General features: G+C 73.6%; 12 protein-coding genes. 7 read left to right on the forward strand and 5 right to left on the reverse strand.

Features of this window, described 5'->3' with window-relative positions:
• The 4 genes from PGN05_RS02830 to PGN05_RS02845 all read right to left on the reverse strand — a co-directional run bounded on the left by PGN05_RS02830 (position 1) and on the right by PGN05_RS02845 (position 3,950).
• A complete protein-coding gene (locus tag PGN05_RS02830) occupies positions 1-936 on the reverse strand; it encodes a fumarylacetoacetate hydrolase family protein (RefSeq protein WP_419750989.1) in 936 nt (311 codons plus the stop codon).
• Between the two features lies 1 nt (position 937).
• Positions 938-1,936, reverse strand: a complete 999-nt coding sequence (locus PGN05_RS02835; RefSeq protein WP_419750991.1) for a cyclase family protein — start codon at positions 1,934-1,936, stop codon at positions 938-940.
• Positions 1,933-2,937, reverse strand: a complete 1,005-nt coding sequence (locus PGN05_RS02840) for an amidohydrolase family protein (protein WP_419750993.1) — start codon at positions 2,935-2,937, stop codon at positions 1,933-1,935. The genes PGN05_RS02835 and PGN05_RS02840 overlap by 4 nt, the downstream gene beginning before the upstream one ends.
• Positions 2,938-3,032: 95 nt before the next feature.
• Entirely contained in the window at positions 3,033-3,950 is a 918-nt protein-coding gene (locus tag PGN05_RS02845; RefSeq protein WP_419750995.1) for a LysR family transcriptional regulator, read from the reverse strand.
• Between the two features lie 151 nt (positions 3,951-4,101).
• Between PGN05_RS02845 and PGN05_RS02850 the strand changes: the two genes are divergently transcribed.
• From PGN05_RS02850 to PGN05_RS02880, 7 genes are all read left to right on the forward strand, one after another.
• Complete coding sequence (locus PGN05_RS02850) at positions 4,102-4,965, forward strand: ABC transporter ATP-binding protein (protein ID WP_419750996.1); 864 nt, start codon at positions 4,102-4,104, stop codon at positions 4,963-4,965.
• A complete protein-coding gene (locus PGN05_RS02855) occupies positions 4,962-5,711 on the forward strand; it encodes an ABC transporter ATP-binding protein (RefSeq protein ID WP_419750998.1) in 750 nt (249 codons plus the stop codon). The genes PGN05_RS02850 and PGN05_RS02855 overlap by 4 nt, the downstream gene beginning before the upstream one ends.
• Positions 5,708-6,589 (forward strand): branched-chain amino acid ABC transporter permease, encoded by an 882-nt coding sequence (locus PGN05_RS02860; RefSeq protein ID WP_419751000.1) that lies wholly within the window; start codon positions 5,708-5,710, stop codon positions 6,587-6,589. Before PGN05_RS02855 ends, PGN05_RS02860 begins: the two co-directional genes overlap by 4 nt.
• On the forward strand, positions 6,589-7,674 hold the full coding sequence (locus PGN05_RS02865) for a branched-chain amino acid ABC transporter permease (protein ID WP_419751002.1): 1,086 nt from the start codon (positions 6,589-6,591) through the stop codon (positions 7,672-7,674). Before PGN05_RS02860 ends, PGN05_RS02865 begins: the two co-directional genes overlap by 1 nt.
• Before the next feature lie 95 nt (positions 7,675-7,769).
• Positions 7,770-8,999: an ABC transporter substrate-binding protein gene (locus PGN05_RS02870; protein ID WP_419751004.1), complete on the forward strand. Its 1,230-nt coding sequence runs from the start codon at positions 7,770-7,772 to the stop codon at positions 8,997-8,999.
• 101 nt (positions 9,000-9,100) lie between these two features.
• Complete coding sequence (locus tag PGN05_RS02875) at positions 9,101-10,276, forward strand: FAD-dependent monooxygenase (RefSeq protein ID WP_419751006.1); 1,176 nt, start codon at positions 9,101-9,103, stop codon at positions 10,274-10,276.
• Positions 10,276-11,217: a quinone oxidoreductase family protein gene (locus PGN05_RS02880; RefSeq protein WP_419751008.1), complete on the forward strand. Its 942-nt coding sequence runs from the start codon at positions 10,276-10,278 to the stop codon at positions 11,215-11,217. The genes PGN05_RS02875 and PGN05_RS02880 overlap by 1 nt, the downstream gene beginning before the upstream one ends.
• A gap of 52 nt (positions 11,218-11,269) precedes the next feature.
• Here the strand turns inward: PGN05_RS02880 and PGN05_RS02885 are convergent, their stop codons facing one another.
• Positions 11,270-12,400, reverse strand: a complete 1,131-nt coding sequence (locus PGN05_RS02885) for an FAD-dependent monooxygenase (RefSeq protein ID WP_419751010.1) — start codon at positions 12,398-12,400, stop codon at positions 11,270-11,272.
• Between the last annotated feature and the right edge of the window lie 25 nt (positions 12,401-12,425).

Below are 12,425 nucleotides of genomic sequence, written 5' to 3' on the forward strand. Positions count from 1 at the left end.
TCAGGCCTCCGTCCGGATCCGGCGCCGGCCCGCGGGGATCTCGACCGGGGCGGGGCCGGGCACGAGCCGGTTCTCGATGAAACCGAGCTCCTCGACCTCGATGCGGACGACGTCCCCGGGGGCCAGCCAGCCCGGCGCGTTGTCGGGATCGGTCCGGCGGATCTCGGCCAGGCACCCCGTGCCGCACGTGCCGGAGCCCATCACGTCCCCGGGGCGGACGACGGTGCCGCGGGAGGCGTAGGCGACCAGGTCGGCGAACGACCAGGCCATGTTCGAGGTAACGTCGCCACCGGTGCGCACCCCGTTCAGCGAGACCTCCGTGCGCAGGGCCAGCCGGCCGTCGTCGACGTGGTCGGCGAGCTCGTCGGCCGTCACGAGCCACGGGCCCAGGGTGATGGCCGCGTCCTTCGACTTCGACGGCCCCATCGGGAACTTGAACTCGTGGACCTGCAGGTCACGGGCGGACCAGTCGTTGAAAATCGTGTAGCCGAGGATGTGGTCGGCCGCCTGGGCCGGGGTGAGGTCCGAGCCCGCGCGCCCCACGACGACCCCCACCTCGAGCTCGTAGTCCAGCTGGGTCACCAGCGGCGGGATCCGCACGTCGTCGTAGGGGCCCGTGATGGACGCGGGGTTGGAGAAGTAGAACAGCGGCTTCTCGTACCACTCGTCGGGCACGCTGCCGGCCAGTTCGGCCAGGTGGGCCTCGTAGGTGAGGAAGTCGCGGACGCTGGGCGGGGCGAGCAGCGGCCCGAAGGCGGCGTCGCCGACCTCGACGGCGTCGCCGGTGCGTACCCGGCGGGCGACGTCGGCGAGCGACTCCTCCCCGCCGGCGATCACGTCCTGCAAGGTCGGTCCGGCGTCCAGCAGCCTGATCACGTCGCCGTCGAGGACGCCGACCCGCCGGCCCGCGGGGGTGCGCAGGGTGGTCAGCCGCACGTCACTTCACCGCCACGGGGTTGACCGGCGAGCCGACGGCCCGGGTGAACGGCAGCGGCTGGGCGGCGAGGAGGAACTCGTGGACGCCGTCCTCGGCGCAGTCGGCGGCCAGGCCGTCGAGGTCCCACATCTCCCCCAGCAGCAGGCCGATGTGCGGCAGGGCCACCTGGTGCAGCGGCTGCATGGCGCCCGGCCACTCGTTGGGCCGGACCTCGGCCCCCCAGGTGTCGGTGGCGACGGCGGCGATCTCGGTCGAGTGCAGCCAGCCGGCGGTCTCGAACGACAGGCCCGGCGCCGGGCCACCTGCGTACTTGCCCCACCCCTCGCCCGCGGCGAGCTGACGGCGCACGCGGCTCAGCTGGCCGGTGCGCACCAGCACGATGTCACCACGGCCCACGGCGGAAGTCTCCCCCTGCCGGCGGATCGTCTCCTCCAGATCGGCGCTCGTGATCGGGCAGCCGTCGGGCAGCTCGCCGTCCTCGCCCAGTGCGCGGCCGACGTCGAGCAGGACGCCGCGGCCGACCACGGGGGCGGCGAGGTGCTCGATGCCGGTGGCGAAGTCGCCCTCGCTGGTCACGACCTCGCGCGCCACCCGGCCGTTCCAGGCGACGCCGTGGTCGAAGACGTGGCCGAGGCCGTCCCACTGGGTCGAGCACTGCAGGGGCATGAAGACCGAGTCGTCGGCGACGGAGAGCCCGTGCGGCAGCCCCATCTGCTCCGGCGTGTCCATGCCGGTGGAGGTCATCACGCGCACCGGGTTGACCCGGCGCTTCCAGCCGAACTGCGGGCCGTCCTCGTCGAAGGGCAGCGACAGGCTGAACGAGGTCCCCCGCCGGACGAGCCCCGCGGCCGCGGCACGCTTGGCCGCATCGAGGAAGTTCACCGTGCCGAGCGCGTCGTCGGCTCCCCAGCGGTTCCAGTTGCTGAACCGCTTGGCCGAGTCGGCGATGGCCGCCTCGGGGTCCAGCCCGAAGTCCGCCGTGATGTCGTAACCGTTCACGTGTCGAGTCCCAGGAGTCGGGCGGCGTTGCCGCCGCGGATGGCGTCGGTGGTTGAAGGGTCGAACCCGGCCGCCTCGAGGCGGTCGACCGGATCGTCGACACCCATGTCGAAGGGGTAGTCGCTGCCCAGGGTCACCTGGCTCGGGCCCATCACCGAGACGAGGTGGCGCAGCTGCTCCGGGGTGTAGACGAGCGAGTCCACCCACGTGCGGCGCAGCAGCGCCGACGGCGGCTGCTCCGTGGTGCGCGCGTCGCCCCGGGCGGCCCAGGCGTGGTCTGCGCGCACCACGTAGCTGGCGAGGTAGCCACCGCCGTGGGCCGACCAGACCTTGAGCCGCGGATGCCGCTCGAGCAGGCCGGAGAAGACGAGGCGCGACAGGGCCAGCGCTGTCTCGGTCGGGTTCCCGACGCTGTTGAACAGGTAGTAGGCGTTCAGCCGCTCCCCCAGGGTGCATCCCCAGGGATGGATGAGGACGGCGGCGCCGAGTTCCTCCGCGGCGGCCCAGAAGTCGGCCAGCGAGGGGTCGTCCAGCTCCCGCCCGGGGCCGGCCGCGGTGGAGATCTGCACCCCACGCATGCCGAGGTCGCGCACCGCCGTGTCCAGCTGACCGACGGCGAGGTCGGGGTGCTGCAGGGACACGGTCCCGATCGGCAGCAGCCGGTCGGGCTGCTTCGCGCACGCCTCGACGACGCCCTCGTTGGTCGCGGTGACCAATTGCGCCGCCAGGTCACGGTCGGCCCAGGCATGGGGCAGCGGGGTGGCGCTGACAGCCTGGACGTCGACCCGCGCGGCGTCCATCGCGGCCAGCCGCAGGTCGAGATCGGTCAGCTTGGGTGCGAGTTCGGCGATGTGCCGCATGTTGTACGCCAGCGACTCCGCGCCGAGCGTCGCGGCGTCGAGCGCCCGCTGCTGCCCCAGACCGGGCTGCCCCTCCAGGAGGGCGTCGGCGGCGGGGACGGCGAGATGGGCGTGGACGTCGATGGCGGGTACGGCGGGCAAGCGTCCACTCCTCGTGTGACGGCGGTGACACAGCGGGACTCAGCATCGGTCGTCGGGTGCGGGAGCGGAACCGCGGATTCGGTATGCCGCGCCATTCACGACACGGATGCCACCGCCTCTCCGGCCGCCGCCGCGCCGAGAATTAGCCTGCGGAGCCACTGGTGCGCCGGGTCCCGCTGGGCCGACCGGTGCCAGTACAGGCACTCCACCAGCGGCTCGCCGAGGAAGGGGGCCTCCAGGAGGCGCACGCCGTACCCGGGTTGCAGCCGCTCCGCGAGGCTGGCCGGGAGGAAGGCGATGCGATCGGTCCCCTCCACCAGGGCCGGCACGGCGGAGAACGACTCGGCGTTGACCGATCCGGTCGCGGTGATTCCGCGGACGGTCAGCAGGCGCTCGATGTGCGCTCCGGACCCCAGGTCGTGGAACAGACCGACCAACGTGCGCCCGTGCAGGTCCTCCTCCGCGAGCCGCTCGCCCACGTGCTCCGCGTCGACCAGGGCGACCCAGCGCTCGCTGGACAGCGGTTCGTTCGGGTACCCGTTGAGGAAGGCCCGGGGGGCGACCAGGAGGTCCACGCGACGCATCACCGTCTCGCTGTCCCGCACAAATCCGTGGTCGATCTGCACCAGGTCGACCACGACCCGGGGAGCGATGCGCCCCAGGTAGCGGAGCCGGTCGGCGACCAGCGTCATGCCGTAGTCGCTCGCCGCGATCCGGAACACCTGTGCCGCCGTCGACGGGTCGAAGGAGGCCTGGATGCGCAGCGCCCGCTCCACCATGCCCAGCGCCGGCTCGACGGCGTGCTGCAGCTCGCGCGCGACCGGGGTGAGCGCCAGCCCGCGCCCCTCGCGGACGAGGAGCTCGTCGCCGAACTGCCGCCGGAGGCGGGCCAGCGCGTTGCTCATCGCCGGCTGGCTGAGCCCCACCACCTGCGCTGCCCGGGTCACGTTGCGCTCCTGCAGCAGAGCGCGAAGCGACACGAGCAGGTTCAGGTCCACCCCGGCCAGGTTCACGCAGTCCGCCTTCCCTTCCCACCACGGATCAACCGCGCGGCACGAGCCCGGGCCGCTCCGGAATAGTCCGTCGGACCATTCACGGCGTCAATACGAATCATCCTTGAGATTCATTTCCGGGTGAGCTGCCGCACGCCCTACCTTCCCGACTGTGACCCAAGCCATGTCGTCGGAGCATTCCGCGACCGCTCCCCGAGCAGCGGCCCCGCCGGCCCTGGTCGCGCGCCGGGTCGGCCTCTCGTTCGCCGGTCTGCGTGCCCTCGACGCGCTCGACTTCGAGATCCCCGCCGGCGGCACGTCGGCGGTCATCGGGCCGAACGGCGCCGGCAAGACCACGCTCTTCAACTGCGTCAGCGGCCTCTACCGGTACGAGGGCGAGCTCACGCTGCACGGCCGTCCGCTCGGTCAGCTCCGCCCCCACCAGCGGGCGCGGCTGGGCATCGCCCGGACGTTCCAGACCCCCGCGCTCCTGGACGGCGAGTCGGCCCTGCAGAACGTCGCCCTCGGCGGGGTGGCGCACAGCCGCGTCGGCGTCCTGCACTCCATGCTCGCCACGCCGCGCCGCAGGCAGGAGGAGCGGGAGACCCTCGAGCGGTCCTTCGCGGTGCTGGACCGGTTCGGGATCGCGGCTCTGGCCGGGCGCCCGGTGGCCGGACTGGCCCACGGCGACCGCCGGCGCGTCGAGGTCGCCCGCGCGCTGATGAGCACGCCCAGCCTGCTGATGCTCGACGAGCCGGCCGCCGGCCTCGGCGCCGAGGAGGCGCGGGACCTACTGGCCGAGGTCGAGGCGCACGCCGGCGACGACACCACCGTCCTCCTGGTCGAGCACGACGTCGCCCTGGTGATGTCGGTGGCCCGTCGGGTCGTCGTCCTCGACTCCGGCCGGCTGCTGGCCGTCGGGACGCCCGACGAGGTGCGGACCGACCCCCGCGTGGTCGAGGCCTACCTGGGGGCGGACGACGTGGACGAGCCCGCGCCGGAGCGGCTGCACGCGGTGTCCGGGGAGACGGCATGAGCGGCCTGCTCGAGGTCTCGGGTCTCACCGCCGGCTACGGCGGCGTCCGGGTCCTGCACGGCATCGATCTCACCGTCGGTGAGAACGAGATCGTGGCGGTGCTCGGGGCGAACGGCGCCGGGAAGACGACGCTGCTCCGGGCCCTCTCGGGCACCGTGAAGGCCGGCGGCGACATCTCCTTCGCCGGCCGGCCGCTGCGCGGCACGAGTGCGGCGCGCATCGCGCGCGGCGGCCTCGGCCACGTGCCGCAGGGCCGCGGGACGTTCACCGGCCTCACGGTCGAGGAGAACATCCGCCTCGGCGTGATCTCCCGCCCGGGGGCGACCAGGGCGCAGGCGGACGGCGACCTCGAGCGCATCTACGACACGTTCCCGGTCCTGCGCGAAATGCGCCGCCGGCCGGCGGGCGCACTGTCGGGGGGGCAGCAGCAGATGCTGGCCCTGTCCCGGGCGCTGCTGGCCCGTCCGCGGCTGCTGCTCATCGACGAGCCGTCGCTGGGGCTGGCCCCGCTGACGTCGGCGGACATGTTCTCCGTCCTCGCCCGGCTGCGCGACGAGTGGTCGCTGTCGGTCCTGCTGGCCGAGCAGAACGCCCGTGCCTCGCTCAAGGTCGCCGACCGCGGCGTGGTGCTCGCCCGCGGCCGGGTCGTCGCCGCGGCACCCGCGGGCGAGCTCGCCGCCGACGAGGGGCTGCGCGCGGCCTACCTCGGCGAGTCCACCGACGGCCTCACGGAGGTGTCCTCATGACGGAGCTGCTCCAGCAGACCGTGTCGGGGCTGACGACGGGGCTGGTCTACGCCGCCCTGGCGCTGGCGATCGCGCTCGTCTTCCAGGGCACTGGCACGCTCAATTTCGCGCAGGGCGAGTTCGCGACCCTGGCCGCGTTCGTGTCCTTCGCACTCAGCACGGCGGGGCTCTCGTGGTGGCTGATCGTGCCGCTGCTGGTCGTCCTGGCCTTCCTGTTCGGCGCCGGCGTCGAGCGGCTGCTCGTCCGGCCGGTCGAGGGCAGCGGACCGCTGGCCCTGCTCACCGTCACCGCTGCGCTCCTGCTCGGCACCAACGCGGTCGTGGCCCTCATCTGGGGCACCGACGTCCGATCGATGCCGAGCCCGTTCGGCGAGTCCGTCTACCACGTCGGCCCGCTGACGTTCACCGCCCAGGCTCTGGGCGGCGGGGCGCTCGTGCTGGTGGCGATGCTCCTCTGCGGGCTGATCTTCCGGTTCACGCCGCTGGGACTGCGGTTGCGCGCGGTCGCGGACAACCCCGACTCGGCGCGGCTGCTCGGGATCTCGACCGGCGTGATGCTTGCCGTCGGGTGGGGCATCGCCGCCGCCGTCGGCGCCGTGGCGGGCCTGGTGGCCGCGCCCACGCTGGGTCTGTCCCCGGAGCTCATGACCAACGCACTGCTGCTCGCCCTGGCGGCCGTGACCCTCGGCGGCTTCTCCAGCCGGCTGGGCGCGGTCGTGGGCGGCCTGCTGATCGGCGTCCTGTCCAACCTGGCCAGCCGGTACGTCCCCGGCATCGGAGGTGACCTGCAGTTGGTGGTCCCGTTCGCCGTCATCTTCCTCGTCCTGCTCGTCCGGCCGCAGGGCCTGTTCGGCCGCGCATCGACGGTGCGTGCCTGATGGCCACCTCGGTTTCCGGGCCCACCCCCCGCACCGCCGACCCGGCGCCGGCGTCGGTGTCGACGTCGGCGGCGCCGGCGCTGGCCGAACTGCGCCCCCTGTGGCGGCGCCCGGTCACCTGGGCCTGGACAGCGCTGTTCGTCGTCGGGCTGGTGGTGCCCTTCCTGGTCAGCGACTTCGACCTCTTCAGGGCGACACGCGTGCTCACGGTCGCGATCGCGGTGGCCGGGCTGAACCTGCTCATCGGCCGGGCCGGGCAGATCAGCGCGGGCCACGGTGCGCTGTACGGCCTCGGCGCCTACTCGGCGATGCTCCTGGTCAAGGAACTCGAGTGGGCTTGGCCCCTCGCGGTCCTGGCCGCCGTGGTGATCTCGGGAGCGGCCGGCTGGCTGATCGGCCTGCCGGCGCTCCGGGTGCGCGGGCTCAACCTCGGCCTGCTCACCATCGCCATCGCCGCGATCTTCCCCCTGCTGCTGGCCCGCTTCGAGGGCCTCACTGGCGGCACTGTCGGCCTGCAGCTCGCCGGCTCCCCTATCACACCGCCGGAGTCCCTGGGGCTGACCGACGAGCAGTTCCAGTTCCTGCTGCTGGTCGTCGTCCTGAGCGTGGTCCTGGTGCTGCTGCGCAACCTCACGACCGGCCCCCTGGGCCGTGCCGTCGAGGCGCTGCGGGTCAACCCGCTCATGGCGCGGTCGGAAGGCGTCGACGTCAACCGGCTCACCCTCACGATGTTCGGCATCAGCAGCGCAGTGGCAGGACTTGGCGGCGCGCTCGGCGGGCTGATCCTGGCCTCCACGGTGCCCGACAGCTACTCGATGTTCTTCTCGCTCACCCTGCTGTCGGCCTGCGTCGTCGGCGGGTCCCGCACCTGGGCGGGCTCCGTGGTGGGCGCCGCGTTCATCGTCTACCTGCCGGACGTGATCAGCCAGCAGATTGGGTCGACGACCGGCGGCCAGTGGTCACAGCTGGTCTACGCCGTGGCCCTGCTCCTGACCCTCTTCTTCCTCCCGACCGGCGTGGCCGGCGGAGCCGGACGACTGCTCGCCCGGCTCACCGGAGGGCGTCCCCGGCGCTCGACGGCCTGATCACCGAGAACTGCACCACCCCGTTCCCCCGGGGCCGGCGACCGCCGTCCCCGTTCGTCCCGCACTGCGCCGTCGCAGTGGAGAGCGAGGTCCCCATGTCCGCTGCCCCAGGAAAGATCCGACGCCGTGCGGTCGTCGCGCTGGCCGCCGGCACGCTGCTGCTGAGCGCCTGCAGCGGTCGCGCCGATGACTCGTCCGACTCCGGATCGGGTTCGGGCGGGGGCTCCGACGAGCCGATCGTCGTCGGCATGAGCTTCCCGCTGAGCGGCCCGCTGTCCGGGGCGGCGGCGGTGGCCGACGGCGCCGCGGCCTATTTCGAGCGCATCAACGCCGAGGGTGGCGTCGACGGTCGCGAGATCGAGTACGAGGTCCTCGACGACGCGTACGACCCGGCGCGGCAGGCGGACAACGCCCGCCAGCTCGTCGCCCAGGACGGGGCCGGCGTCGTCATCACTTTCGGTGGGCTCGCTGCCGCAACCGCGCCCTACCTGAACGGCGAGGAGGTGGCACAGATCGTCCCCGCCACGCAGTCGGTCTTCTCCGACACCGAGGCCACCCCGTTCACCCGTGGCTGGTTCCCGGACAGCGCGTGGGAGGGGCAGGTCATCGGCGAGCACATCGGTGAGGAGCAGCCGGGCGCGACGGTCGGTGTGCTGGGCCTCAACAACGACCTGACCACCAGCCTGGTGGACGGGCTGACCGCCGGCGGTGCCACCCCGGCCAAGGTTCTCACCGTGGCCCCCGGCGTCGTCGACCTCACCAGCCAGCTCAACGAGCTGCGCGGCGCCGGCGTGGACACGGTGTTCCTGTCCGTCGTCGGCCCGGCCCAGCCGGCCACCCTGCGCACGATGGCAGCCATCGGTTACCAGCCCACGACCTACCTCTACAGCGCCGGGGCCGACCTGGCCACGTCCGTCGGCCCGGCCGGGCCGGAGAACGTGACGGACGCCCTCACCGCGCAGTACTTCAAGGACCCGGCCGACCCGCGCTGGGCCGAGGACGCGGGCGTGCAGGCCTTCCGCGAGGACATCGAGAAGTACGGCGACGCGAAGAACGCCGACTCCTACCTCGCCATCGAGGGCTACGGCATGGCAGCTGCCATCGTGTCGGTCCTCGAGGAGTCCGGCGGCGAAGGCGGTCAGGCGTTCATCGACGCCTGGGACGACATCGACGGTGTGGACAACCCCGCCATCCTGCCCGGCATGCAGCTCTCCGGCGGTCCTGGCGGTCGCGTCCTCCACCAGTACCAGATGATGCAGTTCGACGGCACCAGCTGGCAGGACGTCGGCGACGTCGTCGACGCGGCGGACCGCGCGCAGGGCTGACCCGCGCAGCGGGGCCCCCCCACCCCGCCCCCCGGGGGGGGGGGGGGCCCCGTCCCCACCGCGGACAGCCGGGGGCCGCAGTCAGCGAAGGGAGCCGTCCGATGGGTGCAGCCGGCAGGGTCCTCGTCCAGGGCGGTGGGGTCGGCGGGCTGTCCCTCGCGGCCGCGCTGGGACAGCGCGGCGTGGAGGTGGACGTCGTCGAGGCGGCCGGCTCGGACGCCGTCCTGGGCGTCGGGCTGAACCAGCCGAACAACGCCCTCGCGGCGCTCCAGGAGATCGGCGTCCGGGAGCAGTGCCTCGCCGTCGGGTTCCCCTTCGAGCCGCTGGTCGTGTGGAGCCCCGCTGGCGCCCAGGTGGCCGCCATCCCGCCCCCGGCGGGCCGCTACGGCACGCCGTCGAACAACGCGATCAGCCGCCCGGCCTACAACGCCATCCTCCGCGATGCGGCGGAGAAGGCCGGGGCCCGCATCCGGACCGGCGCCACGATCTGGGAGATGACCGAGGACGCCGACGGCGTCGAGGTCGAACTGGCCACGTGGACGGGCAAGCACACCCCGCCGGTCCGTGATGCGGGATCCGGAAGCGACCGGTACGACCTCGTCGGGGGCTTCGACGGCGTCCGGTCGAAGGTCCGGGAGCACCTCTTCGGCGACCGGTACACGCCGGAGTTCACCGGCTCGGCCAACTGGCGGATCACCCTGCCCCGCCCCGCCGACCTCACGTCCATCGCCTTCGCTCTCGCGGGCCCCGTCAAGGCCGTGCTCACCCCGATCAGCGCCGAGCAGATGTACATCGCCCTGGTGACGCCCGAGCCGGGGAACCCGCGCCACGACCCCGACGACTTCCCCCGGCTGGTGCGCGACCGGATGGCCGGCTTCTCCGGTCGCCTCGGAGAGCTGCGCGACAGCATCCGGGACGACGCGTCGATCAACTACACGCCCCTGGAGCAGGTCGTCGTCCGCGAGCCGTGGTTCCGCGGGCGCATCGCGATCGCCGGCGACGCGGCGCACACGAGCACTCCTCACCTGGCCCAGGGTGCCGCGATGGCCGTCGAGGACGCCGTCACCCTCGCCGCCGCGCTCGACGAGCACTCCTCGCTGTCCCAGGCGCTCGACGCCTGGTACCGCCGGCGCCGTGATCGCGCGCTGTTCGTCGCGGACATGTCGCTGGCCCTGCTCAAGCAGGAGTCCGGGAAGGACCTCACCGAGCGGGAGGCCGAGCTGCTGCAGCTGGGCATCCCCGGGGCACAGGCACGGCTGGCGCAGGAGGCCTACTGATGCGCGCCGTCGTCCTCGCCGCGGAGGGCGCCGCCCCCGCACTCGCCGACGTGCCGGCACCCGAGCCGGCCGCCGGGGAGGTGCTGGTCCGGGTGAGCAGGTCCTCGGTCAACCCGCACGACGCCCTGGTCGCCAGCGGGGCCGCCGCCCGGTACATGGAGTACCGGTTCCCCGTGGTGCTGGGCAGCGACCTCGCGGGCACGGTCGAGGCGGTCGGCGCGGGCGTCGACGACCTCCGGCCTGGTGAGCGGGTGTTCGGACTGGTCCGCGAGCGGGTCGCTGCCCGCGGCGCCTTCGCCGAGCTGGTCGCCGTCCCCCGCGGCTGGGTCGTGCCCGTCCCGGACGGCGTCGAGGACAGCGCGGCCGGCGCACTCGGGCTGGCGGCGCTGACCGCGCTGCGCTGCGTCGAGGCCGTCGACCCGTCCGCCGGCGACACCGTCCTCGTCGTCGGCGCCACCGGCGGCGTGGGCAGCTACGCCGTGCAGCTGGTGACCGCTCGCGGTGCGCGCGTGGTCGCCACGGCCCGGGCCGGCGAGGAGGAGGCGCACGTCCGTGCCCTCGGGGCGTCGGAGGTCGTCGACTGGTCCGCCGGGGACGTCGCCGCGCAGGTGCAGCCCCTCCACCCCCGGGGGATCGCCGCGGTCATCGACCTGGTGGACCGCGACCCGGACGTCCTGAGCCGCCTCGCCGCCGCGGTGCTCGTGCCGGGCGGAGCCGCGGTGAGCACCGGCCACGCTGCCGACCCCGACCGCCTCCCCGGCCTCCGCGCCAGGAACGTGCTCGCGGAGGTCGACCAGGACGCCCTCCGCGAGATCGCCGCGCTCGCGGGCAGCGGCCGGCTGCGCGCCCCGGTCACCCGCACCTGCGGCATCGAGGAGATCGGCTCCGCGTTCGGGCTCCTCCGCGACGGCGCGCTGGGCAAGATCGCCGTCCGGGTCTGAACAGGAGGAGCCTCGCCCCGTCGTCCTGCGGGGGCGGGGCTCCTCCTGTGCGTCAGGCCGGCCGGCTGGTCAGGTGGGCGATCCGTCCCATCAGCGCGGGGACGTCGCCCTGCTCGTGCGCCAGCTGCCACCGGGCCAGCTGCACCGACGCCTCGACGACCTCGCGCACGCGCGGGAGCCGGCGCTCGGCGAAGGACACGAGCAGGTCGTCGTCCACGGCGTCGGCGGCGGTGAGCAGCTCCGCGAGCACCGAAGCGTCCTCGAGGCCGAGCGCTGCGCCCTGCGCGAGCGTGGGCGGGCAGGTGTGCGCGGCGTCGCCGATGAGCAACACGCGGCCGCGGTGCCAGGGGGCGTCGAGCAGGTGCTCCTCGAACCACGTGTAGTTGATCGCCCCCGGGTCGGAGATCGAGGCCAGGATCTCCCGCCACGGGCCGCCGTAGGCCCCGGCGAGCCCGCGCACGACAGCGACCTTCTCCTCGTCCGTGATCGTCGTGCGGTCCTGCGCGTCCTCCACGAGGAAGGCGTATAGCGAGGATCCCGACGTCGGCGTGTAGCCCGCGATGTAGCAGGGGCCGCCGTAGATCGCCTCGGAGCTGACGACCTCGGCCGGTCGCGGCGCGAACACCCGCCAGATGCCCATGCCGACCGCGCGCGTCTCGAGCGGCACGTCCAGCAGGCGGCGGGTCCACGACCGGAGGCCGTCGGCACCGACCACGAGGTCGTACCGGCCGGTGGAGCCGTCGCTGAACCGGACGTCCACGCCCGAGTCGTCCTGCTCCAGCTCCTGCACCGTGGTGGAGAAGCGAATCTTGACCCCTGCCTGCTCGGCGCGGGCCATGAGGATCCGCGCCAGGTCGGGGCGGTACATGCCCATGCTGGCCGGCAGGTCCGGCCCGCCGGTCCGGTGCTCGGTGAGCCGGGCGACGACCGTCGCGTCCGGGTCCGGTGCCCGCAGCACCAGCTGGTCGGCGGCATAGCCGTGCTCGAGGCACTCGTCGAGCACCCCGAGCTGCCGGAGCACGCGCAGGGCGTTGCCCTGCAGGGTGATGCCGGAGCCGAGCGCGGTGACGTCAGGCGTGATCTCCACGAGCTCGACGCTCACACCGGCGTCCGCCAGCAGGGTGGCGGTGGCGGCGCCGGCGATACCGCCGCCGACGACCAGGACGTTCTCTACGGCTGCCATGCGAGGACTCCTTCGTCCGGGATGG

Source organism: Geodermatophilus sp. CPCC 206100 (genome assembly GCF_048569675.1).
Taxonomy (GTDB): Bacteria; Actinomycetota; Actinomycetes; order Mycobacteriales; family Geodermatophilaceae; genus Geodermatophilus.